General features: G+C 29.3%; 24 protein-coding genes and 1 riboswitch. Of the genes, 18 read left to right on the forward strand and 6 right to left on the reverse strand.

Annotated elements, in window-relative coordinates; translation table 11 throughout:
- The 4 genes from BUA48_RS08890 to BUA48_RS08905 all read left to right on the forward strand — a co-directional run bounded on the left by BUA48_RS08890 (position 1) and on the right by BUA48_RS08905 (position 4086).
- Entirely contained in the window at positions 1–1146 is a 1146-nt protein-coding gene (locus BUA48_RS08890) for a trans-sulfuration enzyme family protein (RefSeq protein WP_072831704.1), read from the forward strand.
- Between the two features lie 50 nt (positions 1147–1196).
- On the forward strand, positions 1197–1649 hold the full coding sequence (locus BUA48_RS08895; protein WP_072831705.1) for an S-ribosylhomocysteine lyase: 453 nt from the start codon (positions 1197–1199) through the stop codon (positions 1647–1649).
- Complete coding sequence (locus tag BUA48_RS08900) at positions 1633–2541, forward strand: PLP-dependent cysteine synthase family protein (RefSeq protein WP_072831706.1); 909 nt, start codon at positions 1633–1635, stop codon at positions 2539–2541. The genes BUA48_RS08895 and BUA48_RS08900 overlap by 17 nt, the downstream gene beginning before the upstream one ends.
- A gap of 363 nt (positions 2542–2904) precedes the next feature.
- Positions 2905–4086, forward strand: a complete 1182-nt coding sequence (locus BUA48_RS08905; protein ID WP_072831707.1) for an AI-2E family transporter — start codon at positions 2905–2907, stop codon at positions 4084–4086.
- A 178-nt stretch (positions 4087–4264) separates the two neighbouring features.
- Here BUA48_RS08905 and BUA48_RS08910 read toward each other — a convergent pair whose 3' ends face one another.
- On the reverse strand, positions 4265–5560 hold the full coding sequence (locus tag BUA48_RS08910; RefSeq protein ID WP_072831708.1) for a hemolysin family protein: 1296 nt from the start codon (positions 5558–5560) through the stop codon (positions 4265–4267).
- Positions 5561–6316: 756 nt separating this feature from the next.
- Positions 6317–7105, reverse strand: a complete 789-nt coding sequence (locus BUA48_RS08915) for a DUF368 domain-containing protein (RefSeq protein ID WP_072831709.1) — start codon at positions 7103–7105, stop codon at positions 6317–6319.
- A gap of 406 nt (positions 7106–7511) precedes the next feature.
- Positions 7512–7682, forward strand: a riboswitch (Lysine riboswitch).
- Between the two features lie 188 nt (positions 7683–7870).
- Between BUA48_RS08915 and BUA48_RS08920 the strand changes: the two genes are divergently transcribed.
- Both BUA48_RS08920 and lysA read left to right on the forward strand, forming a co-directional pair.
- Positions 7871–9070, forward strand: a complete 1200-nt coding sequence (locus BUA48_RS08920) for an aspartate kinase (RefSeq protein WP_072831710.1) — start codon at positions 7871–7873, stop codon at positions 9068–9070.
- Positions 9071–9084: 14 nt separating this feature from the next.
- The gene (gene lysA, locus BUA48_RS08925) at positions 9085–10377 is read left to right on the forward strand and encodes a diaminopimelate decarboxylase (RefSeq protein ID WP_072831711.1); all 1293 of its coding nucleotides are present in this window, start codon (positions 9085–9087) and stop codon (positions 10375–10377) included.
- Between the two features lie 164 nt (positions 10378–10541).
- Here the strand turns inward: lysA and BUA48_RS08930 are convergent, their stop codons facing one another.
- On the reverse strand, positions 10542–11102 hold the full coding sequence (locus BUA48_RS08930; RefSeq protein ID WP_072831712.1) for a manganese efflux pump MntP: 561 nt from the start codon (positions 11100–11102) through the stop codon (positions 10542–10544).
- 397 nt (positions 11103–11499) lie between these two features.
- Between BUA48_RS08930 and BUA48_RS08935 the strand changes: the two genes are divergently transcribed.
- The 3 genes from BUA48_RS08935 (at position 11500) to BUA48_RS08945 (ending at position 13349) form a co-directional block, all read left to right on the forward strand.
- The gene (locus tag BUA48_RS08935; protein WP_072831713.1) at positions 11500–12324 is read left to right on the forward strand and encodes a CPBP family intramembrane glutamic endopeptidase; all 825 of its coding nucleotides are present in this window, start codon (positions 11500–11502) and stop codon (positions 12322–12324) included.
- A gap of 98 nt (positions 12325–12422) precedes the next feature.
- Positions 12423–12671, forward strand: coding sequence for a hypothetical protein (locus tag BUA48_RS08940; RefSeq protein WP_072831714.1), 249 nt, complete (start codon positions 12423–12425; stop codon positions 12669–12671).
- 24 nt (positions 12672–12695) lie between these two features.
- Positions 12696–13349: a DUF4230 domain-containing protein gene (locus tag BUA48_RS08945; protein WP_072831715.1), complete on the forward strand. Its 654-nt coding sequence runs from the start codon at positions 12696–12698 to the stop codon at positions 13347–13349.
- A gap of 248 nt (positions 13350–13597) precedes the next feature.
- On the opposite strand, the gene BUA48_RS08950 is transcribed toward BUA48_RS08945, so the two are convergent.
- Positions 13598–15535: a Cache 3/Cache 2 fusion domain-containing protein gene (locus tag BUA48_RS08950; RefSeq protein ID WP_072831716.1), complete on the reverse strand. Its 1938-nt coding sequence runs from the start codon at positions 15533–15535 to the stop codon at positions 13598–13600.
- Between the two features lie 254 nt (positions 15536–15789).
- Here BUA48_RS08950 and citC point away from each other — a divergent pair, with 254 nt between their 5' ends.
- The 6 genes from citC (at position 15790) to BUA48_RS08980 (ending at position 20676) form a co-directional block, all read left to right on the forward strand.
- Complete coding sequence (citC, locus tag BUA48_RS08955; protein WP_072831717.1) at positions 15790–16836, forward strand: [citrate (pro-3S)-lyase] ligase; 1047 nt, start codon at positions 15790–15792, stop codon at positions 16834–16836.
- A gap of 9 nt (positions 16837–16845) precedes the next feature.
- Positions 16846–17352: a citrate lyase holo-[acyl-carrier protein] synthase gene (gene citX, locus BUA48_RS08960; RefSeq protein WP_072831718.1), complete on the forward strand. Its 507-nt coding sequence runs from the start codon at positions 16846–16848 to the stop codon at positions 17350–17352.
- Positions 17353–17354: 2 nt separating this feature from the next.
- A complete protein-coding gene (gene citG / locus BUA48_RS08965) occupies positions 17355–18263 on the forward strand; it encodes a triphosphoribosyl-dephospho-CoA synthase CitG (protein WP_072831719.1) in 909 nt (302 codons plus the stop codon).
- A gap of 496 nt (positions 18264–18759) precedes the next feature.
- Complete coding sequence (locus BUA48_RS08970) at positions 18760–19068, forward strand: anti-sigma factor family protein (protein ID WP_072831720.1); 309 nt, start codon at positions 18760–18762, stop codon at positions 19066–19068.
- 118 nt (positions 19069–19186) lie between these two features.
- Complete coding sequence (gene trxA, locus BUA48_RS08975) at positions 19187–19501, forward strand: thioredoxin (protein ID WP_072831721.1); 315 nt, start codon at positions 19187–19189, stop codon at positions 19499–19501.
- Positions 19502–19815: 314 nt separating this feature from the next.
- Positions 19816–20676 (forward strand): NAD(P)/FAD-dependent oxidoreductase, encoded by an 861-nt coding sequence (locus BUA48_RS08980; RefSeq protein ID WP_143147699.1) that lies wholly within the window; start codon positions 19816–19818, stop codon positions 20674–20676.
- A 221-nt stretch (positions 20677–20897) separates the two neighbouring features.
- On the opposite strand, the gene BUA48_RS08985 is transcribed toward BUA48_RS08980, so the two are convergent.
- Complete coding sequence (locus tag BUA48_RS08985; protein ID WP_072831723.1) at positions 20898–21428, reverse strand: cell wall hydrolase; 531 nt, start codon at positions 21426–21428, stop codon at positions 20898–20900.
- Between the two features lie 95 nt (positions 21429–21523).
- Positions 21524–22579 carry a hypothetical protein gene (locus BUA48_RS08990; RefSeq protein ID WP_072831724.1) on the reverse strand — a complete coding sequence of 352 codons (1056 nt, stop codon included), beginning with the start codon at positions 22577–22579 and terminating at the stop codon, positions 21524–21526.
- A 179-nt stretch (positions 22580–22758) separates the two neighbouring features.
- On the opposite strand from BUA48_RS08990, the gene cdaA reads away from it, so the two are divergent.
- From cdaA to BUA48_RS09005, 3 genes are read left to right on the forward strand one after another with little or no spacing between them, the layout of a single operon-like run.
- Positions 22759–23607, forward strand: a complete 849-nt coding sequence (gene cdaA, locus BUA48_RS08995; RefSeq protein WP_072831725.1) for a diadenylate cyclase CdaA — start codon at positions 22759–22761, stop codon at positions 23605–23607.
- Positions 23577–24821 carry a CdaR family protein gene (locus BUA48_RS09000; RefSeq protein ID WP_072831726.1) on the forward strand — a complete coding sequence of 415 codons (1245 nt, stop codon included), beginning with the start codon at positions 23577–23579 and terminating at the stop codon, positions 24819–24821. Before cdaA ends, BUA48_RS09000 begins: the two co-directional genes overlap by 31 nt.
- Entirely contained in the window at positions 24802–26400 is a 1599-nt protein-coding gene (locus BUA48_RS09005) for an NAD(P)/FAD-dependent oxidoreductase (protein WP_072831727.1), read from the forward strand. Before BUA48_RS09000 ends, BUA48_RS09005 begins: the two co-directional genes overlap by 20 nt.
- Positions 26401–26549 lie beyond the last annotated feature (149 nt).

Here is a 26549-nt window from a genome sequence, read left to right on the forward strand (position 1 = left end):
ATGAGAATTAATTCATTATTGATACATGGTGGTATAGATGGAGATGAACTTACAGGAGCAGTTAATATACCAATATATCAAACTTCAACTTATAAACAAGAATCACTTGGAGAAACTAAGGGATTTGAATATTCAAGAACAGGAAACCCAACAAGATATGCTTTAGAGAGTTTAATAGCAGAGCTTGAAGGTGGAAAAAGGGGCTTTGCCTTTGCTTCAGGAATGGCTGCAATAACAGCAGTTTTATCATTGTTAAAGTCGGGAGATAAGATAATAATACCGAATAATTTGTATGGTGGAACTTTTAGAGTTTTAGATAAGGTATTTAAGAATTATGGTGTTGATTACATCATAGTAGATACCACGGATATAAAAAAAATAAAGGCAGCTGTAGATAATGAGGTAAAGGCTATATTTATAGAAACACCTACAAATCCACTTATGGATATTACAGATATTAGATTCGTAGTTGATTTAGCAAAGAGAAATGGAATACTGACAATAGTAGATAACACATTTATGACACCATATCTTCAAAAACCTATTGAATTAGGAGCAGATATAGTAGTTCATAGTGCTACAAAATATTTAGGAGGTCATAGTGATTTAGTTGCTGGCTTAGTAGTTGTAAAAGATGAGGAACTAGGAGAAAAACTACACTTTATTCAGAATTCAACGGGGGGTGTCCTAGGACCTTTTGATTCATTCCTTTTAATTAGAGGAATAAAGACATTGGGAGTTAGGATGGATAGACATAATAACAATGCAATAATATTAGCTGAGTTTCTAAAGGAGAGACATGAAGTTGAAAGTGTATATTACCCTGGACTTTTGAATCATAAGTTTCATGAAGTTCATAAGTCTCAGGCTCAAGGTTTTGGAGGGATAATATCTTTTAAACTTAAGGAGGAGGTAGATTATAAGGTGTTTTTTAAAACACTTAAAGTTATAACTCTTGGAGAAAGTTTAGGTGGGGTTGAGTCATTAGTATGTCATCCAGCTTCAATGACACATGGATCTATACCAAAGGATATTAGAGATAAAGTGGGTATAACAGATAATCTTATACGACTTTCAGTTGGCATTGAGGATGTAGAGGATTTAAAGGAAGATTTAGTAAATGGATTTAATATGGCTGTAAGGTAAGTTTTTTTATTAAAGTAAATTATTAAACTTTAAAATAAGGAGAGATGAAGATGGTTAAGGTAGAGAGTTTTTCATTGGATCATACAAAGGTTAAGGCACCCTTTGTAAGAAAGTGCGAAGTTAAGTTTGGAGAAAAGGGTGATGTAATATCTAAGTTTGATTTAAGGTTTATGCAACCTAATGAAGAGTATATGGATATAAAAGCTATTCATACTTTAGAGCATTTGCTTGCAGGCTTTATGAGGGAAAAGTTAGATGGAATAATAGATATTTCCCCTATGGGCTGTAGAACAGGATTTTATATGATTGTCTGGGGAAATATTGATGTTAACTTGATTATAGAGGCATTAAATTACTCATTAAATAAGGTGATTGAAACAGAAGAAGTACCTGCTGCTAATGAAATTCAATGTGGAAATTATAGAGAACATTCACTTGAAGGTGCTAAGGAGCTTGCTAAATTAGTACTAGATAGAGGGTTAAGTAATGAAATATATAGATAGTATACGAGAAATTATAGGCCACACTCCTATAATAAAATTAAATAACCTAGGTGTAAAAAAGTCTGTTAATATATTTGCTAAACTTGAGGGGCAAAATCCAGGTGGAAGTATAAAGGATAGAGCAGGTTTATATATGATAAAAGATGCAGAGGATAAGGGACTTTTAAAAAGAGGATACACAATAGTTGAGGCGACGGCAGGAAATACAGGAATAGGGGTGACTATGGCAGCTATTAACAAGGGGTATAATATTATATTTGTAGTTCCAGATAAATTTTCTATAGAAAAGCAAACTTTGATGAAAGCATTAGGAGCGAAGGTTATAAATACACCAAGGGAGTATGGAATGAGAGGAGCTATAGAGAAGGCAGGAGAGCTACTGTCTCAAATTCCAAACTCTATGTCCTTAAATCAATTTGATAATGAAGCTAATATAGAAGCACATTATGAAACAACGGCTCCGGAAATATATAATGATTTAGATGGAAATATAGATTATTTTTTAGCAGGGGCAGGTAGTGGAGGAACTTTTACTGGTGTTGCTAGATATTTAAAAGAAAGAATACCTAGGGTTACTAATATTTTAGTAGATCCAGAGGGGTCAACATTAGGTGGCGGAGAAGAATTTTGCTACAATATAGAAGGAATAGGAAATAATTTTGTTCCTAAAACAATGGATATAGAATTAATTGATAAAGTAATTAAAATCTCAGATAAGGAAGCTATGAGGATGGTAAAAGAGTTAGCATTAAAAGAAGGTTTAATAGTAGGAACTTCTTCTGGTGCAGCTATTGCGGCTGCATTAAAGTTATCAGATGCAATTGAGTATGGAAATATAGTTACAATATTACCTGATAGGGGGGATAGGTATTTCAGTAAAGGGGTATATTAATAGCTAAATTAATATTTTATATATAATGATTATAATACATCTATGAATATTATAAGTAACTTAAGAGTAAAGTGGAAATTCAATTAAGAAAATATAAATTTATAGAAAAGGCAAAATAATATTAAGAATAAAGACGACTGTAAATACATATATTTACAGTCGTTTCTTTATAAACTCACAATTAGTAACCCTTGAATTAAAATATTATTTAATTTATAAATTACACAACTAATATAAAGCTTATATGAGGGTTGGAAAATGACCATATAAAGAGTAGAAAGTATTATTATACTAATAAAAAAACTAATAAGTGAAATACTATGAAGATTAAAGAGAAGTTATGGATACTAAGGAGGAAGGATTTTGTTTAAAAAACTAAAGATAGAAAAACGATACATTACCTATGGAATATTAGTTTTAGTTTTTGGATTACTATTATTAATAGGATATAAAGTAATAAATAATAGTGGCAATATTTTAATGAGTTTAGAAGCTATTTTTAGAAACTTTTTTATTATAATTGCTCCAATTTTTTATGGATTTATTTTATCTTATTTATTATTTAGACCAGTATTATATGTTCAAAGATTATTCATTAAGCTTTATGAAAGAGCAAGTGAAAAGAAAGCTAGTGAGTCCATAGAAAGTGCTTTTAGAATACTTAGTATAGTAATTGTATTAGCTATTATTATTGGTACAATTATTTTAATAATTAACTTTGTATTACCTCCAATTATAGAAAATATAAAGGTTCTACTTGGAAAATTACCACAGTATAAAGAGCAAATAAATTTATGGCTTCAGGAGGTTGCTACTCAGTTAAATGAAAATAATATAGAGGTTCAGAGTACAGGACAGGTAGCTGATAAGATTGTTAATAAGGTTTCATTCCTTAGTGATAAGTTTTTAAGTTTTATAGCTAAAGGTATTATAGACTTAAGTTCCTTTGTTTTAAATTCTGTTCTTACTGCAATTTTTACATTTTATTTCTTAAAAGATAAGGAAAGTTTATTTGGAAATTTTAGAAGAATAAGAGATGTTTTAATGCCAGGTAAGGTCGGAAGAGCAGTAACAATATTTTTTAGAGATTTAGATGAAGTGGTTGGTAAGTTTTTAATTGCTGAAATCTTTGACTGTATTATAGTTGGTATAGTATCTACTATATTATTAGTAATTATAAAACATCCTTTTGCTATTCTTATAGGATTTATGGCTGGAGTTACTAATATTATTCCTTTTGTAGGGCCTGTCATAGGTGCAGCACTTGCCTTTGGGCTAGGGGTGTTTACTAGTTTTGGCTTAGGTGTAGCTGGAGCAATCTTACTTTTATTATATCAACAAGTGGATGGAAACTTCATTCAGCCTAAGATAGTTGGGGATAAAATAGGTCTTTCACCTATATGGATACTTATAGTTGTTCTTATTGGAGGAAATTATTTTGGGGCTATGGGTATGATACTATCTATGCCTATTGCAGGGCTTATTAAAATTTATTTTAATAGATATGCTGCACATAAAAGGGTTGTAAATGATAATAAACTGTAAAGCTAAGAGAAATATAGATGTATATACTTAATAAATTTATGTAATATACCTTTGAAAGGTATATATAACAAACTCTAAACTTCAGAGGCAGTTAAAAAGCCATCTAAAGTCTAGAGTTTAGTTTATCTGCAATGAAATATTTTATATCTCATAAAAATTTCTTGATAAAATAGTTTGTTTATTTTAATGTTAATTGCAGTTTTTCTATCCTCTTTTCATCTAGTTGTAAAATCTTAAAAATCAATGAATCGAGTTCGATTTCATGGTGTTCGTGCTCCTTAGGAACTGTTCCTAAAAGCTCCATACATAATCCACCTATACTATCTGCTGAATCAGAGCTTAAATCTAAATTCAAGTTATCATTAAGGTCATCAATAGTAACTAAACCACTAACAATATAGGTTTTATCATCGATTTTTTGTATCTCAGGATCTTCGTCATCAAATTCATCTGATATCTCGCCCATAACTTCTTCAATTAGGTCTTCTATTGTAACTATACCTGAGAATCCACCATATTCATCAATCAAAATTGCAAGATAGTTCTGAGTTGATTGTAACTCTTTAAACAAATCATCAATATTCTTAGTTTCAGGGACAAAATAAGGAGTCCTCATTATATCCTTGATTTTAACATTTTCTATTCCTAAAGATACAATACTAGCGAAAAGATCCTTGATATATAGTACACCAACTACATTATCAATATCATTTTCATAAACGGGAATTCTTGAAAAGTTTTCTTCTAGAATTCTATTAATATTATCTTTAAGATTAGAATGAACTTCCAATAAGAAAGTTTCTGTTCTTGGAGTCATAACTTCCTTAGCTAGCTTATCATCAAATTCGATAATGCTATCTATCATATTACGCTCAGTTTCATTAATAGCTCCCTGTTCTTCACCTATTTCAATAAGGTTTTTAATCTCCTCACGAGATACCTTTTCTTCAATGCCTTCAGTTCTTATACCAAAAAGTCTCATTATCACATTGGTTGAATAAGATAAAAATAATACAAAAGGATTTGTAAGCTTAGAAATAAAAATTATAGGTTGTACAGAAAACATTGCTATTTTCTCTGCGTTTTGAAGCGCGACCCTTTTAGGAAGTAATTCACCAAATACTAAGGTGATATAAGAAAGTAATATTGTAATTACTATAAGAGCAATATTTTCACTATATGGTATATTCATTTCACTTAATACTTTAGCGAAACTACCAGATATTGAAGTTGCTGCAGATGCAGAAGCAAAAAAACCAGCAAAAGTAATTCCTACTTGTATAGTAGCTAAAAAATTACTTGGTTCTTTTAAAAGCCTTTGAAGTAATAAGGCCTTTTTATTACCATCTTCTGCTAAAAGACTTATTCTTGTTTTGTTTAAAGATACGATAGCCATTTCTGCTGATGCAAAAAAAGCATTGATTAATACTAGAACTAAAATTAAAATAAAACTGCCACTCGGGCTACTGTCCATTGATAATTGCCTCCTTTATATAAAAACATAATAATAAGATTATATAATAAAATATGCATTATAACAAAAATTGTAGAACCCTTAAATAGGTCAAAAACCCTTAAATTTGCCATGATTCTATAGAGAACTTGTCCAATCAAACCCTCAGTATCTGTATCTAGCTAAATCAAGGCTTTTTATTATACAAGACTCAAATATAGATAGATCATAATAAGGAACTTTAATTTTATTTATAACTAATTCTTATTATAGAATAAATATAAATATTAATATTTATACAAAACTAGTATATTAATTAGAACTTATATGTTTAAATAATACTCCATATATAAGAATTAGCTTTAGTTACTAAATAAGTCATGAAAATAAGTATATATAGAATTGTAATTGAAATATATATACTTAAATTTTATTAATATATATATTGTGATAAACAGTCTTTATTCTACTTAGAGATAAGATTTAATATAGATGAAATATAGGTATTATTAAAGACTTAGTATATTAATAAGTTTCAATTAAGAAGCTATACTTTGAATTCTAACTAGGTTTATTTAATAACAGTTAATTCTAAATACGATGAAGAATAATTATTTAAATGTATATATTATAAAAATAAATAAAGCTGCTTTATTAAAAATAATTAATACAACATACTGTGCTAATTTTAAATTGCAGAGTTATGGATTGTATGTAAAATTCTTAATGAAACAGCTATATACATTTCAAATAGATATATTTTAATTATTAATAAGCTTAAGCTTTTTTACCCATATAAAATATTAATATAAATCCTATGATAGCTACAATAGGGCATGTAATCCAAGCTAAACCACTTGGCATACCTGGGAAAACTGATAATATGGATCCAGCTACAAAACCAAGTATAAGCATATAGGTTTTACTTGGGTACTTTTGCATTAATTTTTCTATTGCTCTTGTGGTTGCTAGGGTACCTATAATTACACCTATACCAAGAGGTATTAAAAATGGTACGTTAAAGGTTGTAATAGACTCAATTGTCATATCATAAATACCTAAGGTAAGAAGCATAAAGGAGCCACTTATTCCTGGTAAAATTAAAGCTACAGCAATAACGAATCCAGCTACACCTAAGAAAAGTGCATTAACTAATGGAGAGTTACCAGTAAAGGTTGAAGTTGCTGTATCTCCAGACATTAATAGTATAAGTAAAAAGCCTACTATAAGGTAAATTAAATCCGTAGAACTCTTAGATTGTTTAGTTGCCTTTTTATAAAGTAGAGGTATTCCCCCACCTATAACCCCTAAGAAAAAGAAGCCTATTTCCATAGGAAATTTATCTAATAAAAACTTAATTATATTACTAAATAAAGCAAAGGCTAATAAAGCTCCTAAACCTATTTGTAGTAATAAGGTAGTATGTTTTTTAATATCACTGAAAAAAGAACTTATAGCGTGAATTAGATCATCGTATATACCTAATATTATAGACATTGTTCCGCCACTTACACCTGGAATCAAAGTTGCTATACCTATGGCAATACCCTTTAAAAAATTAATCATTTTTCCCTCCAAAAGCACATATATTGTATTTAAAACTTACATTTGTACTTATATTTCATAACTTTATTAGAGAATAAAGTGTGAGAATGTAGCTTTTAATTACAACATATATAAACTTATATTTTCGTTACTAGTATAAAATTGATAATTGAATTATATAACTCTATAAATTTATATTCAATATATTACTATTTTAAATAAAATTAACACAAGAACATATTCTGTTAACATTTAAAGAAATTAAGAATAATTATAAAAAATGTAGCATATTTATTACAAGCTTGGTACAATAGAAAATAAGTTATGTAAATAATAATATAAAATTAAACTTTTTATATTTTTAGTAAATTTATATTGAAATATACAAATTTTGATGATATCATAGTACGAAATAACAAAATATTTTACCTAGGGTAGAGGTGCTGTAATTAAGAGTATCTATTATGAGTTGGCTAAACTGTGAGTAATAGAGAAAGGAATTATGGCCGAAGAGTAAAAAGTTAGCAAGGTTTTACTCTGGCTATATGTATAAGATATGTATGGCTGTCACTTAAGTAAGTGGAGAGCTACAGGGTCACGAGAGCGTGTTAAATTTACGATTTTAATGCAGCAAAGGTGTTCCTTTGCTGCATTTATTTTTTATCTGAATTATTTTTAAATTTGGATAATTATGAACCTAATGTAACAAAAACTCTCTAGGTAAATTATTATAGATTTTTTAAGTTAAGGGATAAACTATAAATTTTACACAGAGAGGGTGACTATATGGGAATAGTTGTACAAAAATATGGTGGGAGTTCTGTCTCAACCATAGAAAAAATTCAAGAAATTGCAGAAAGATTGATTAAAAGAAAAGAGAATGGAGATTCAATGGTTGTAGTTGTATCTGCAATGGGTGATACAACGGACGATTTAATTAATTTAGCTCATGAAATAAGTTCAAGTCCAGATAAGAGGGAGTTAGATGCTCTTTTATCTACAGGAGAGATTATTTCTAGTTCTTTATTAGCTATGGCAATTAAGGAAAAAGGGTATGAATCTGTTAGTTATACTGGGTACCAACTTAAGATTCAAACCACTGATAATCACGGAAAGGCGCTTATAAAGGATTTAGATGAAAATAGGTTAAAGGAAAGCTTGAAGGAAGGAAAGATTGTTATAGTTGCAGGCTTCCAAGGGATTGATAGTGAGGGAGATATAACGACACTTGGCAGAGGGGGTTCAGATACCACTGCTGTTGCACTAGCTTGTAAGATTGGGGCAAGTTGTGAAATATATACAGATGTTGATGGTATATATAGTGCAGATCCAAGAAAACTTAAGGGTGCTTTAAAACTTGATAGCATACACTATGAAGAAATGCTAGAACTAGCAAGTTTAGGTGCTCAAGTTATGCACTCAAGATCAATAGAACTTGCAAGTAAGTATGATATACCAATTTATGTTGGGCTAAGTACAGGAGATATAAGGGGGACATTAATAATGAACAACATGTACATGGAAAGTAAACCTATAACAGGAATAGCTACTAGCAATGAGGATATAGCAATAACTTTAAAGGATATAAATAGTAACGTAAATATTATATCTAATTTATTTAATAGTATTGCAGAAGAAAAAATAAATATAGATATGATAAGTCAAACATCACCTGTAGATGATAAGGTGAATATTTCCTTTACAATACCTAAGGATGAACTAGAAGAGTGTATGGAAATAATTAAAGTATATGTTAATGACACTCAAATTACCTTTGATGAAGATATAACTAAATTCTCAGTTGTTGGTATAGGAATGAAAACAACTTCAGGGGTTGCAGCAAGAATTTTCAAATTATTTAGTGATAATGATATTGAGGTAAAGATGGTAACAACTTCTGAAATTAGAATAACATGTGCTATAAAAAGAAGTGATGAGTTAAAAGCCATTAAATTAGTTGCTAAAGAATTTGATATAAGTAAATAATAGGAGGATGCCATATGAAACTTTTTGGATCAATGGAAATGATTAATAATGAGTTGTATGTGGGTGGACTTAGTGCTAAGAATATAGCAAAGACATATGGTACACCGGTTTATTTAATGGATGAAAAGCAACTTAGGGATAAATGTAAAAGATATTTAAGGAGTTTTTCTAGTAATGGTAAAAATAAAGTAGCTTATGCTGGAAAGGCATTTTTGACCCTTGCAATGTGTAATTTAGTACATGAGGAAGGTTTATGCCTAGATGTAGTTTCAGGTGGAGAATTATTTACGGCATATAGAAGTGGATTTCCTTTAGAAAAAATATATTTTCATGGAAATAATAAGACTATAAGTGAAATTGAAATGGGGATAAGCTTAGGGGTAGGCACCTTTGTAGTAGATAATTTTTACGAAATGGAACTTATAAATAAGATAGCTAAAGAAAAGAGTAAAGTTCAAAGAGTTATTTTAAGAATAACTCCAGGCATAGAGGCTCATACCCATGAGTATATAAAAACTGGTCAAGTAGATTCAAAATTCGGATTTACTATGCTAAATAATAATACCTTGAAGGCTGTTAAAAAAGCTATAGAACTTGAAAATATAAATTTTGCAGGACTACATTGTCACATAGGTTCTCAAATTTTTGATATACAGCCCTATGAAGATGCAGTAGATGTGATGCTGAATATAGTTCATAGCTTAGAGCAAGAAACAGGCTATAGCATGGAAGAGGTAGATTTAGGTGGAGGCTTTGGAATATATTATAAAGAAGGAGATACACCTAAGAGTATAGAAGAATTTTCAGAAGCCATATTAAATAAAGCAAAGTTAGTTGCAGAGGAGCTTAATATGGATTTACCTACCTTAACAATAGAGCCAGGTAGATCAATAGTAGGAAATGCTGGAGTAACTTTATATACAATAGGAACTATTAAGGAAATACCTGAGGTAAGAAAGTACGTAGCAGTTGATGGTGGAATGACAGATAATATAAGACCAGCGTTATACAGAGCAGAATATGAGAGCATTATAGCCAATAGAATGGTTTCAGAGGAAGTTGAGAAGGTTACAATCTCAGGAAAGTGCTGCGAATCAGGTGATATATTATTAAATGATACTAGTCTTTCAAAGGTTGAAAGTGGAGATATATTAGCTATAATGTCAACAGGAGCTTATGGATATTCCATGGCTAGTAATTATAATAAGATACCAAGACCACCGGTTTTAATGATAAACAATGGAGAAGCAAGGGTTATCTGTAAAAGAGAAAGCTATGAAGATATAATAAAAAATGAAGTAATATAAAGTATAGTAAGATATTATAATGTAGGTTCATATATCTAAGAAGTTTTTATTAAATCCTTATCAATTATGGTTAGTATTTTTGAATCAGGATTTAATAGCTCTATACTATTAGGAAAATTAATAGAGCCAAAACTTCTTAGATATATCTACAATATTAAAGGCTATTAAAAAAACAAGTGCTCTATTAATATTTTAATTCCCATGATGACTAAAATTACTCCACCTATTAATTCAGCTTTACTTTTAAAAAGGTCTCCAGATTTCCTACCTATAAATACACCTAAGAAACAAATTAAGAATGTAACTACAGCGATTATTGTACAAGATGGTATAACGGAAACTTGTAAAAATGCAAATCCAACTCCTACAACTAAAGCATCTATACTTGTAGCTATTGCTAAACTTATAAGTACTTTGTTGTTTAGCGGATTAAAATTTTCTTTTTCATCATCTGATTTTCTAGATTCTATAATCATTTTACCACCTATAAATACAAGCATTACAAAGGCTATCCAGTGGTCAATATTTTCTATGTATGATTTGAAGCTATATCCTAAGGCGTATCCTATTAATGGCATTACACCTTGAGCAACTCCGAAAAATGCTGAAATTTTAAAAGCATGCCTATTTTTAAATTCTTTAATTAAGATACCGCTAGTTATTGATACTGCAAAGGCGTCCATTGCTAATCCTATTGCAATGGCTAAAATTGAAATAATACTCATTATTTTTCCCCCTCTTTTAGTTGAGCTTTTTTACTTAGTATTCTTTTTAAAATGAGGTTTTAACCAAAATAAAAGAGACTTATGTATAGCAAAGCTATACATAAGTCTCACTATTTAAAACAGAGCCAGGTATATTACTATACCAGCATGTTGACCCTGTTACACATTCACGTGTCAGCTACTCCCTCATGATATGAAAAGGATTATTAACTTTTACTATATGATTATATATAGAAAACAAATACAAGTCAATAAAATCAAAGGGTACTTTAAGTAAAGTATATAAAATATCATATAAAAAATAAAAATGGCATATAAATCAGTATACATCATTAAATATAGACAATTGATTATATAGTGAAACAAGAAATTTTTAAAAAAGGTAAGGGGGGAGGATATGAAGCAAGGAATAAAAATATTTTTCAACATACTATTATATATTTTAATTGCTATTCTCATGACTGGTGTTGTAGGAGTATTTGTAGGATTGTTTGGTATTTTCTTAGGCAATTCTCCAAATGAGCTTAAGAGCATAATAAATAATAATATTTTTATACTAATAATAATATCCTATGTTTTTTCACTAATAATGTACAAAATGGTTTTCTCAATAAAAAAGGAAAAGTTTATAAAGAGATTTTGTTTTAATAAGTTTGAAAAAACACATCTAGGTTACATTACAATGATGGCAGTAGGCTTAAGTTTAATAGCGTGTTCAATTATGGCTATATTTAAAGGAGAGGGATCTGCTTATAACAGTGTACTAACTAATATATCTAGTAATGGGTATAAAATTTTCAGTGTAGTACTATTAGTGTGTGTTATCCCTATTTTTGAGGAAATTGTTTTTAGAGGATTAATATTTATTGAACTTAGAAGAGGCTTAAGTTTCGAGATTAGTGCTGTTATACAGGCTTTGATTTTTGGAATATGTCATATGGATGTAGTACAAGGTATATATACTTTCTTACTTGGATTGTTATTATGCTTTGTATATGAGGGAACAGTATCTATATGGTCTAATATATATTTGCATGGAGTATTTAATTTATTAGGTGTTCTTATAGTTCCATTAATAATGCCTAGCAATGTTATTATTCGATGCGCTTATATAATAATAGGAATAGCTTTAGTTGCTTTTTCTTCATATAAGTTTTACTCAGTAGTAGACATGCCTAGAAAAAAAGCTATTCAAAGTTTTCAACCAGAGTATTTTTTATAAGAAAAATTAAAAAAGTTCATTGTTTGAGGAAGATTTAGCTCATAATTTCAGTGATGGAAACATATAAATTCTTATAAATAATAAGGGGGAAATATAAGATGAAAGCTCAATATTATTATTGTAATCAATGTAAGAGAGTTTTTGAGGAATCAGGAGAATGTAAGTTTTGCAACAGCAAGGACATAAAGGTGCTTAAATTAGGAACATCTGTAAATATAATAGGAAGTAAGACAAAAGGGAAGTTTGTAAAAAGTATTAATGAAAATCTACAATTAATAATAATTGATGAGGCTAAGAATAAAGTATTAAAAGAAGTTAAGGCCGAAAAATTAAGAAAAGTTTTGTAGGTTATGAATTGGAAGGATTAAGTTATGATTGGTAGGAGATATAAGAAAAAATGCAAGAGGAGTAGGGATGAGGGTAGTAATGAATATAAAAAGATACCTTTAAGAAATATTTTTGTGCTTATTTTAGTATGTGTTATGGCTATTTCTGTTTTTAGTTTTATGCTTAAGTTTAAAACACAGCAGAAAATTGAAAATACATCTAGCACCATAGCAAATAAGCTAGAAGAATTATCAGAGATATCTTCATTAAAATATAATTACACCTCTGTTGTTGGAATTCAGGAGCATTTAAGTTTTGATAAATTAAAGATACCTTTTACAGAAAAATCCTTTTTGCTTCAGTATAATGGATATGTTAAATTTGGAACTGACTTAAGCAAAGCTAAGATAGACATAGATAGAAAGTTAAGCCATGTAAGTATTGATTTAAATAATTGTGCAATTTTAGATAGTGTAGTGGATATGAATAATTTAACTGTATATGATGAGAAATGGACAATATTTAATAAACTATCAACGCAAGAAGTAATTGATGAAATAGCTAAGGATCAAAAAAATAAAGAGACTCAATTACTTAAGGATGGTTATGTTGAAGAGTCTAATAGTAAAATTTCTGTTTTAGTAAGAGAAATGTTGTACTCTATGGGCTTTGAAAAGGTGGACATAAAGTTCTCTTAAACTAACTTAAGTATAACTAAGAGCTTTAAGCATAAGAGAAGGTACTGCTTCAAAAGTTTATTTTGTAGCAGTACCTTTTAAGTTACATAAGTTCTAATTAATATTATATATTTCTATTAATAGTTCACTTTCTTCTATAATGAACATCATATTTAAGATAGAAAAAAGATTAATTATTAAACTATATATAGTTACAAATATTTGAGATATAAATGAAAGTATCTCGTATATTAAGATCACTTATTTATTTAGTTATAGATATCTGAGAACTCTATTTTAATTTTCTCTACTTTATTAGTATGTGTATAAGTAGAAGGTCCATCTGAGTTATCATCATCATCTGTAAGCATAACAGGTAAAGAAATAGTAAATTCTGTACCTACATTCAATTCGCTTGTAACGGAAATAGTTCCGCCATGTAATTCAATAAGAGATTTTATAAGATACAATCCAATTCCGCTACCCTCATGACGTCTACTTAATAGAGGGTCAACTTGTTTAAATCGCTCGAAGATAGTGTTTAGCTTATCTGGAGGTATACCAGAACCAGTATCTTTTATGCAAATATCCACACTCTTATCTTTATCATAAATATTAACCTCAATTACATCTCCAGGTTTTGTGAATTTAGTAGCGTTAGAAATTAAATTTAAAATTATACGCTCCATTTTTTCACCATCTACGGCCATTAATTTTTCCTCTATCTCTGTATCAAAGATTATACTTCTACCCATAGATTCTACATAGTTTACAGTTGAAAGTGATATTGTTTCAACTACATCAACTATATTTTCATTTTTAAGGTTTAATTCCATGAAACCAGATTCAATTTTAGTTAAATCAATTAAGTTATTTACAAGTCTTAAAAGCCTGTAACAGTTTTGTTTAATAGTGCCAGTATATCCAATCAACTTATGTTTATCTAATTCTAAGTCGTTATTTTCAGTATATAATTTAAATAATTGCGCTGTTGAGAAGATTATATTTAATGGAGTTTTCAACTCATGTGAGATATTGGCAAAGAACTCCGTTTTAACCTTATCATTTTGAACAACCTCATCTACTAGTCGCTGATTTTCTGCAATCATATGATTAAAGCTAGAAGCTAGGACTCCTATTTCATCCTTTGAATCTACGGTAGCTCTAACATTTAAATTACCGTTGCTTACCTCTTCTATACAATCCTTAAGTTTATTGATTGGTTGTACTAAGGTATTAGCTAAAATATAAGCAATTAATGAGCCTATTATAAATACCACAATACCAACCATGATGGTTAGACATAACATGAAGTAAGACGGTCTTTTTAAGTCAGCATAAGTATTAACACTTACAATATACCAATCCCAATCTTGAAAATATTTAAAGGAAGAAACCTTTGTAACACCTTCAAACTCATAGGTTATTTGCCCATTCTTTTGCTCTATTATAGACTTAACAAAGGATTCCGCTGCAAGATTTTGATTTTTCATATATGGATGACTAATTAAATCTCCTGCACTGTTCATAATATAAACATATCCAGTATTTCCTATTTGTATAGATCTTAGAGTATTTTCTAAGTGCTCATCTAAGTATTTATATCCTAATGAAAATGCTCCTATAACAACATTTTTATCATTGACTAAGGGATGATACACAGTAGAGAACCATTCATCACCTAATTTTACTTTTCCATAATAAGATTTATTGCTTAAAAGACTTTTTAAAAGTTCACTGGAATGAGTATTAGGTGAGCAAGGATAATTCAAGTAACTTTCATTAAAGCTACAATTTATAGGAACTAGATCATTATCATCTAATACAAAAAACGTAGTAAATGTATTAGTTGAATCCGAAATGCTTTGGATTACTTCATTATTTTTAAAAATTTTAGTACCACCTATATATAAAGTAGGTAAATCTACTCCGTTTATAGTAGCTAGCTCATCATAATTCAGTGAGGGAGTTCCATAACTACTGATAAGTTTTTCAGCTAAGTTAACATTAGACTCCAAACTTTCAGATAATAGATTATCTCTAACACTAACAGTAGTTTCTAAGAGAGTTACAATAGTATCACTTTTCTCAGTAACCTCTTTGAAAATTGCATTTTCAGAGTAGCTACCTATTATAAATCCTAATACTGTTAATGAGAACGTGATTAAGAATATGTAACTTATTATTAATTTTGATTTTATATTCATTCTTAAGAAAATCACCTCAACTTTAATAATTTTTAACAAAGAAGTATCCTAAAATATAGTATAAGACAAAAAACGAAAAAATTCTACTTTTATAGTAGGAAAAAAATTATAATTTATATTAACATATGTATTTTTGTGCAAAAATATGAGGGAATATGGAGAAAAAATAATGTAAACTTAAATAATTAAGTCAATATATAGTAATGAACTTAGTGATATACTAGGTGTAAGATTTATTTTATAGAGGTGAAATCATGGATTATAATTTAAATATAGAAAAAATTAGCTTAAATAATGAAAAAGATATAATAGAAGTCAAAGAATTTTTAAAAGGATTTGATTTGAATTTAGATGAAAATATAGATTATACAGTGGCAATAAGAGCTCAAGATGAAATTAAGGCTACGGCATCAAAAAGTAAAAATGTATTTAAGTGTTTTGCTATAGCTAAGGACTTACAAGGTGAAGGAATAGCTAATAAATTAATTACGGCTTTAAATGATAAGCTTTTTGAAGAAGGAGTTTATCACAGCTTTATTTTTACAAAGCCTGATAATTTAGATTTATTTAAGGATATAGGATATAAGTTCATAGCAGAAGGAGAAGGTGTAGTGCTTTTAGAAAATGGTATGGACAATATTGAGAGATACTTAGAGAGAATTAAGAAGAAATACAATATTGATACTAATAAAGAACATTCAGCTTTAGTAATGAACTGCAATCCTTTTACTAAGGGTCATAGATATCTTATAGAAACAGCAGCTAAAAACTCAGAGCAAGTTTTAGTATTTATAGTTGAAGAGGATAAATCTTTATTCCCATTTAAGGTTAGGTATAACTTAGTAAAAGAAGGTGTAAAGGATTTAGAAAATGTCACAGTAATACCAGGAGGAGAGTACATAATATCCTCTGCTACTTTCCCAACGTACTTTTTAAGAGAAGAAAGTAAGGTGTTAAAGGGATTTACATCTTTGGATGCTAATATTTTTGGAAAGCATTTTTGTAGAGGTTTAAATATAGATAAAAGGTTTGTAGGAGAAGAGCCTTATTGTAATGTAACAAGAGCTTATAATGAAACTCTAGAGGAAGTATTAAAGTCCTATGGTGTTAAACTAGAGATAATTGAAAGAAAAAGTGAAAATGGGGTTAAGATAAGTGCTTCTATGGTTAGAGACATAATTAAAAAGAAGGAAGTAGAGGATATAAGGGATTTGGTACCAGAGGTAACTTATAACTTCCTAAAAAGTGAGGGTGCAGCATCAATAGTTGAAAAAATAAAGAAGAGTAATTCTGTTCATTAGGAGAGTGCTATGAAGGGTTTAGAGAGGATATTAGAAGCTAGAGAGAAAAGGGTAGAGCTACAAAGACAGTTACAAGAGGAGTATAAGCTTCCAATGCTTGTACTTAGAGCTAATATGCCAGGAATAGATAAGGACAATGAAATTTCTAATAATATTGTTGAGTTTATAAATGAACTAATACTGGAGATATTAAATGAAAAGATTATTTACACAACTTTTATTAATGAGGGGGAAGGTCCTATAATTATACATGTTGTGGACTTAGACTCTAAGGAGTTAAAGGGTATGGCAATTTCAATAGAAGAAACTCATCAGCTTGGAAGATGTGTTGATATTGACGTATATGATGAAAATAGCTGTGGAATAAGCAGAAGAGATTTAGGATATAGTGCAAGAAGATGTTTTTTATGTGATGAGGAAGCACATATTTGCGTTAGAAGTAGAAAGCATAATATAGAAGATGTTATTAAATTTATAGAGAACAAGTATGAGCAATATTGTAAGTATAGGAGTTAAACATGGAAAATATTAAGGTTAATAATTTCTTAAGCTATACCCTTGGAGAGTATGCTACGGAAGCAATGATGTATGAAGTTGCAGTATACCCTTCACCAGGGCTAGTGTCTCCTGTATCTAATGGAGCCCATGAAGATATGGATTACTATACCTTTTTAAAAAGCACTGCTGTATTAAGCAAGTACATGATATTCTTTGCAGAAAGTGGATTTAGCAAGGAAAACTTAAAGAATATTTTTAGTATTATACGGAAAATAGGCATAGAGGCAGAAAGGGATATGTTTAAGAAAACTGAAAACATAAATACACATAAAGGAATGATTTTCTTAATGGGTATAACCTTAGCCAATACTGCTAAAGCCTTATATGAGAATACAGGATTTTATAGTATAAAAGAAAATATAAAAACCATGACAAGGGGTATAGTTTCTAATGAGTTAAGAGAAATAAAGAATTTATATGAGAAGTTTCATGAGGTGGAAATCATTGAGACTAATTTAGGGAGAAAATTAACTTATGGAGAAAAGTTATATATAAATTATGGTATAGAAGGTATACGTGGAGAGGTAGAGAGTGGATTAAGTGTTGTATTTGATGGAGCACTTAAGGTGTATGAAGCTAATGAACACAAAGAAGAACATGTGAGAATATTAAGGACTCTTGCTTATTTAATGGGACACTGCAAGGACTCAACCTTATTACATAGACATAATATAGAAGTTATAGAAGAAGTAAATGCATTAGGAAAAAGACTTTTAGAAATAGAGAGCGATAAGGAATTCTTAAGAGAGTTAGAAGAAGTTAATAAGGATTTTAGTATTAGAAGAATAAGTCCAGGGGGAACGGCAGATCTTTTAGCTGTAACCATATTTTTGAGTAAAGTTAAGAAGGAAATTTTTAAAGAAGCCTAAGAGTGAATTAAAATAGTAAAGAGAAGAATTTATGGGCAGGAGTAAATTAAAAGTAGGTTACTCCTGCCTAATTTTTAAAACTATATTTAAATTTTTATATAAGTGGCATTTTTATATTTTTGAAAAATTATTCATAAATTCTATATTTATGCGAAAATTTCATGATAAGTGAATCTTTATTAAAAAGCAAATAGAAGAAAGAGTTACTATATAAATAATAAATACTAAATAATATATATTATCATTTGAAAACTCAATAAGGCTCATAAGAAAAAACAATAGCAAAGAACAAGTAAAATTGTACAAATATATGGAAAATAAAGAAAATTTAATATACAATAAATATATAAATATATAAAACGGCAATAGATGTGAATAACCGGTTCAATATTTAAACTAAGGATAAGTCTAACAAAAATAGTTTAACATTAGTTACTTTAATAATTATTGCTTTATATGTTAAGTTAAAAGTATTAAGAAATGGAGGGGACCATAAATGGAATGTGTAAATTTTAGAAACTATATGCATAAATATATAAATGGTGAACTTTCAGAGGAACTTAAGTTAGAATTTGAACAACATAGAGATGAATGTCCTATGTGCAAGATGTTTTTAGAAGAGGAGTTATATCTAGAATCTTTAATAAAAGACATTAAAGAAAAAGAAACTGAATATATTTGTAAGGAAAGTAATAAGAGGGAGAGTTTTAATGAAAAAAACACCTATAGTAGAAAACAAGCTGTAAATACTATTAAGGTAATGTACTATATAGCTCCAGCTATTGTTATTTTCCTAATAGGTTAAGGAAAAAAATACTAGGTATATTTTGTAAATATTTTTTAAAAACGTTGACCATTTTTATTCTTTAGTATATATTATTAGTATAATACCTTGTAGGGGTATATATTAATGGAGGTATTTCATTATGTTAGAAATAAATAAAAATAATTTTATTCAAGAAGTTTTAGGTGAAGATAAAGTAGTTGTAGCAGATTTTTGGGCATCATGGTGTGGTCCTTGTAAAATGTTAGCGCCAGTTTTAGAAGAAATATCATCAGAAATGAAAAACGTTAAATTTGTTAAGATTAATATAGATGATAATCCTAATTTAGCACAACAGTTTAGAGTAGCAAGTATACCTACACTTATGGTATTTAAGGATGGGGACATAAAAAATAAAATTGTTGGGTTTAGACCTAAAAGTGAAATTGTAGATTTAGTAAGTAAGCACGTTTAATATTTAAAATGGTATGTAGCATAAACTACATACCATTTTGTTAATTATGAAGTAAAATACAAATTCTAGAGTTAATATAATAATGTGTATATTAGTAGTAAGATACATATCATAAGTAAAAGAACTAAGAAGTTAAAAAAATAGAGAAAAGCTATGAGAGGCAAGGGAATAGATTTCATAAGATAAAGAAGAAGCAAGAAGGAAAAGGGTTAATATTTTAAAATATAGAGAAAAGTAAAAGAAGATAAGTAAAATATAAAAAGTTACATAAGATAAATAATGAATTGATTGGAAATATAAAATTTAGAGGTGATATTATGGAAAGATATGATATAGCTATAGTAGGAAGTGGCCCTGCTGGATTAGAAGCCGCTATAAATGCGAAAATAAGAAATAAAAGCTTTATACTTTTTGGAAGCAAAGATTTAACTACAAAGTTACTTAAGGCGCCTAAGGTTAATAATTATCTTGGATTTTATGGCAAGACAGGAGCAGAAATTAAAGGTGAATTTGAGAAGCATTTAGAGTTTATGGGTGTAGAATTAACCCCTGAAAGAATAAATGCAATATACTCAATGGGTGATTATTTTGCTTTAATGGTAAATGAGAAAATGTATGAAGCTAAGACAGTTATATTAGCTACAGGTATGTCTTATTCTCAACCATTAAAGGGTGAAGAAGAGTTTTTAGGAAAAGGTGTAGGATATTGTGCTACTTGCGATGCTCCATTATATAAGGGTAAGGTTGTAACTGTAGTAGGATACAATAAAGAGGCTGAAGAGGAAGCTAACTATGTTAGTGAACTTGCAGCTAAGCTTTATTATGTACCTATGTATACAGGTGAGTATAAATTAAATTCAAATATTGAAATAGTAGAAGATAAGCCAGTAGAGATTCTTGGTGATGATCATGTAAATAAATTGGTGCTGTCTAAACAAGAGCTTATTACAGATGGAATATTTGTTTTAAAGGATAGTGTTTCTCCAGGTCAACTTGTTCCAGGTTTACAAATAGAGGATGGTCATATTAAAGTTGATAGAAGTATGAAAACTAATTTAAAGGGATGCTTTGCTGCTGGAGATTGTGTTGGTAAACCATATCAATATATAAAATCAGCAGGAGAAGGATTAGTTGCAGCACTAAGTGCAGTTTCATATTTAGATGGAAACAGATAAGAGAGATAAAAATTAAAACATATAAGAAGTAAGCACTTTAAGAAGATTATAGTAGAACTAAGAGCGAAATTTATTAAGAAGTAATAGTAAATACTATAAGATAGTAGCTTTAACGGATATGTAAAACAAGAAGTAATAAAAAAAGGATGCTATAGTTTTAAGCTATGGCATCCTTTTTTGCTTAATATTAAATTATTTTTATATATTATCTACTATTTAGGTTAATTCACTTCAAAGAAAACGTGGTTTCCTATTTGAGTTACATTCTCCTTTCTGATGTTGCTCATCCAGTCACAGGTTGCTATGGCTGGGTTATAAAAGAATGTACATTTTACATAAGGTTCTTCACTTGCTATTGCATCGTATACTGCTGAATAGCATTCATCATTAGGGGTAACATTTATTTCTCCATCAATAACGCAAGAAAATGCGCCGGGAAATTTTACAACTTCTGATACGGTGCTAGGAAATCTATAATCTTTAACTCTGTTTAAAATAACAGAAGCTACAGCTACCTTTCCTTCGTAAGGTTCTCCTCTACTTTCACCGTAAACAATTTTAGCCATTAAATCTATATCCTTTTTATTAAGGTATATTCCACTATTATTAAACACATTTACAGATTCAGTTGTATCTAAGTATAAACTTTTACTTTCTTCATTGCTATAGATAGCTTCAACTTCTTTAGAAGGGAATATTAAAAATAAATTCATTAATATTAAGCTAACTATGAGACTTTTTTTATATAACATTATAGTAACACTCCTTGGTAATTATAATATAATTACGCTTAGTGTACTCAAAAATATTAGAAATATACAAAATAACTTTAAAGTTATGATAATTCTTAAATAAATTTACTTCTATAGGAGATAAATTCATAACTAAGAGAATCAAAAGAACTTGTTAAAGTTTTCAAGTGTTCATTTATTTCTGTATATAAAGATTCATAGTGCTGTTGTATAGTTTTAGCCTTTTTTTCTGAAGATGCATTAAAAACATCAGTGTACTCAGAGGTAATTAAGGAATCTAAATTTTCAATTTGAGTTTTCAAATTACTTTTTAAAGAAGTTGATTTTTCTTGCAAGGATTTAGCTTCCTCAGGAAAAGTTATCTTATCAAATTCCTCGGAGAAGCTTTCAAAGCTTGATTTTAAATCCTTAATCTCCTTTAAAATATTTGTATAGTCATAATTATCTTGATGTATTCTAGATAATGAGTATTTTAAATCACTGTCAGATAGAAGTTTTTGAAAACTATTTAGTGTTGAGTCAAATTTATTTATAAATTTAGACTGTTTTTCTAATAAATTAGCGTTTTGAGTATTTTCTGTTATCTTATGGTTAGTATAATTTATAAAGTCATTAGTAAAGTCATTAAAGGTTTTATCTAGCTTTACGGAATACATGCTATCGTTTATTACAAAATAAGAATTTCTTGTACTTTGAAGATAACCTTTAAAGTCATTAAGTGATTCAGTTAAATCATTGCTCTTAGGGTTACTTAAAATAGCTAACATTTGTTGATATAATTTAATGTTGTTATCTAGCCCGGTAAGCAAGTTTTTATGATCATCTCTGTAATTTGAGGGTATAGAAATAGTAGTTATAGTACTATTTGCTTCCTTTAATTTTGATATAAACTGTGGTATATTTTCTTTTAATTTTTCCTCCTCTATGGAGTTACTTAATTTATAGGAGCTACATTTATGATTAGTATCACTAATGACCTCACTAATAGTTTTTATAGCGTTTTTATATTCCTTATTCGGTTTATTGACTATAGGAAAATATGTAACAGAAAAAACTAATATTAAAAATAACGTAATTCCTAAAAATAGTCCTAAAAATCTTAAAAATTTACTCTTTTTTGTTGATATTAATGGTTTTTTTATGGTTTTCAAACTATTCAACTCCTTTATATTGTGATTTGGAAAAATATTATAAAAATTATATCAAAAACCATAGGTTTAATAAATAAGATGTAGTAAAAAATAAATAAAAAATATAGTAAAAGTACAACTATAATTTACTGTATTGGTGTATAATTATTTATATAACACTTTAAAGTCGGGGTGAGATGGTGGAGTACCTAAACATAATTCTTAATACTATAAAAAATATGACTGTCTTTAACATTTTAGACATAGCTGTGGTATCTTTAATTTTTTATAAGATATATACATTAATAAAAGAAACTAGAGCGGAACAATTATTAAAAGGAATTTTACTCATATTTTTATTAATACCTATAAGTGATACTTTACATTTAACAACCTTAAATTGGATTTTAAATGAAACCATAACCATAGGTGTTTTAACTATAGTTATCATATTTCAACCAGAAATTAGGAGAGCTTTAGAACATATAGGTAGGAGCACTTTTACAGAAAAGTTAACTTTAAGAGATGAAGCAGTGAGAGACAATGTGGTTACAGAACTTGTAACTGCTGTAGATAATTTAGCAAAAGAAAAAGTTGGAGCATTAATAATTTTAGAACAAAAAACAGGGCTTGGAGAAGTAATAAATACAGGTACTAAAATAGATGCCTTAGTGTCAGCGGCATTATTAGAAAATATTTTTGTAGTAAATACACCTCTACATGATGGAGCAACTGTTATAAGAGATAATAGAGTAGTAGCTTCAGGATGTTTTTTACCTTTAACAGAAAACAAGTCTATTAATAAACAACTAGGTACTAGACATAGAGCAGCTATAGGGCTGTCAGAAACAGCAGATGCATTAGTTATTGTAGTATCTGAGGAAACAGGAACTATATCAATAGCTATTAATGGTAAATTAATAAGAAATTTCGATAAAGAAAAATTGAAGAATGTGTTGATGAGAGTTTTGGGAAATAGAGAAAACAAAAAGAGCACAATCAAAGAGAGGGTGAAATCATGGATAAAGAAAAAAGACACAAATTCATAATCCAAATTTGTTGTGTATTAGCTTCATTTATTTTGTGGCTCTATATATCCAATGTGCAGAACCCTGTCGTAAGTAGAACAATTAAAAAGGTGCCGGTTACAGTGGAAGGCTTAGATACCTTAGCACAACATAGCTTCGTAGCTACATCAGATGGAAGTTATGATGTTGATATTACTGTTAAGGGGAAAACTTCGGATGTAAATACATTAGAAAAGCATGAAATAAAACTAGAAGCTAATCTTGCTGACTATGCATTAAAGGAAGGTGATAATAGAATACCTATTATCATAAAACAACTTCCGGATAACGTTACTGTTGTAAATAGTAGTCAGCTATGGGTTAATATAAATTTAGATGCATTGCAATCTAAAAACTTTCCAGTAAAACTTAATATTAGCGGAAAGGTTTCAGAAGGATATAACGTAAGCGATATTGTAAAAAGCCCTGATGAAGTAAAGGTCAGTGGAGCTACATCAAAGCTTAATCAAGTAAAAGAGGTTGTTGCTGATGTGAATCTTGAGGGTGTATCAGAGGCAAAGACTGTAACAGCTGAGTTAAATGCTGTGGATTCAGCAGGAAAGGTTATAAGTGGCTTAGATATATCACCAAGGACTGTAAATATACAAATACCAGTGAATAAGGTGAAAACTGTACCAGTTAAAATAAATACTAAGAACACGGTGGATTCAGGACTTAGTCTACAAAGTGTAAAGACTTCAACCTATGAGGTTAAAATCACAGGAGAAGACTCTAAGTTAAATGAAGTTAATCAGATTGAAACTGAACCTGTAGATTTACAGGGAGTAAATAAGTCTACAAGCAAGGACGTTAAGCTTGTAGTACCAGAGGGAATAACAGTACTTGGAGACATTAAAACAATTACTGTAAAAGTAGAAGTTAGTAAGAGCGTATCAAAAAAAAGCTTTAAGGTACCAATTGTTTTTAATGGCTTAGGTGAAAATTTAGATATGACCTCAAATATGACTGAGGTTACGGTTACTTTAAATGGCGGTGAAAGTGACTTAGAAAAGGTTGATATATCTAAACTCTTAGGAGCTATAGATTTATCAGGTAAAGCAGAAGGAGAACATACTATTTCAATTAGTATAAATGTTCCAAGTAACCTTTCACTAGAATCGCAAAGTACAAAGGAAGTACGAGTAGCTATTAAGAAAAAAGCTTCGGAGGGAACTAATGACAATTCAAATCACTAATATAAATTTAGATATAAATGAGCCAATGGACTCACTTAAGTCTAAGGTAGCAAGAAAATTAAAATTAAGAGAGAATGATATAAAAGAGCTTCGAGTAGTAAAAGAATCAATAGATGCAAGAAAAAAGGATAACATAAAATTTAACTATGCTGTAGAAGTTGAATGTGAAAAGGAGACTTCCGTTATTAGTAGAGTTAATAGTAATGATGTTAAAATAGCACCTGAGAAATATGTACCTGAATTCGAGCAAGGAAATAAAAAGTTAAGTCATAGACCTATAATCGTAGGAATGGGACCAGCAGGATTATTTGCTGGTCTTCTTATGGCTCAAAAGGGCTATAGACCTATTATTGTTGAGCGTGGAGAGGCTGTAGAAGAACGTAGTAAAACGGTAGATAAATTTTGGCAAAGTGGAGTATTAAATAAAAACTCAAATGTTCAATTTGGAGAAGGTGGAGCGGGAACTTTTTCTGATGGAAAACTTACAACTAGAATTAAGGATATAAGAGTTAACTATGTTTTAGAGGAACTTGTAAAGTCAGGAGCAGGTAAAGAGATAGAGTATTTGGCTAAGCCTCATGTTGGAACTGATGTGCTTAAAGAAGTAGTAAAGAATATAAGAAATGAAATTATAAGCTTAGGGGGAGAAGTAAAGTTTAATTCAATCCTAGAGGATATAAACATTAAGGATAAAAAGGTTTATTCAGTAGTTGTTAATGGAGAGGAAATTCCATGTGAGATACTTATATTATCAATAGGACATAGTGCTAGAGATACATATGAAATGCTACTAAAGAGAAATGTTTTTATGTCTTCTAAGCCATTTGCTATAGGGGTAAGAGTCGAGCATGAGCAGTACTTAATCAATGAGAATCAGTTTGGAAAGTATGCAGATCATCCTAGATTAAAAGCAGCGGAATATAAATTAACTCATACATGTAGAGCTTTAGACAGAGGAGTTTATAGTTTCTGTATGTGTCCAGGAGGCGTAGTTGTTGCTTCAGCATCAGAGGAAGGAAAGCTTGTTACTAATGGAATGAGTTACTCTAAGAGAGATAAGGAAAATGCCAATTCAGCTATTGTTGTTTCAATTAAACCATCAGATTTTGAAGGTGATTCTCCTTTAGCTGGAATGGAGTTCCAAAGAAAATATGAGGAATTATCATTTAATCTAGGTGGTGGGAACTACATGGCACCAGTACAGAGAATAGATGATTTCTTAAAAGATAATGTAAGTAGCAAGTTAGGAAATGTAACACCAACATATAAACCTGGCTACGAATTTAGAGATATGAGAGAATGTTTACCATCATATGTGGTGGAATCTTTAAAGGATGGATTTACTAACTTTGATAGAAAGATAAAGGGATTTGCAGGATGCAATACTGTAATGACTGGAATAGAAACTAGAACTTCAGCTCCAGTAAGGATAGATAGAAATGAATTAGGAGAAAGTATTTCTACTAAGGGATTATATCCAGCAGGTGAAGGTGCAGGATATGCTGGAGGAATAATTTCAGCAGCTGTTGATGGAGTGAAAATAGCAGAAAGCATAATCAAGGAATGGATTCTTGAGTAAATAAACTTTAATAATTAAGTAATTAGTGGATTTTATTAACATAATAGGTGAAATAAAGTCCACTTTTTTATGTTAATTAATAAATATAATAAACTACTTATCTTGAATTTAAGGTAACATATTTGTTAGAATAAAAGCAGAGTGTATAA

It is taken from the genome of Clostridium collagenovorans DSM 3089 (assembly GCF_900130005.1).
In the GTDB taxonomy this organism is placed as follows: Bacteria; Bacillota; Clostridia; order Clostridiales; family Clostridiaceae; genus Clostridium_D; species Clostridium_D collagenovorans.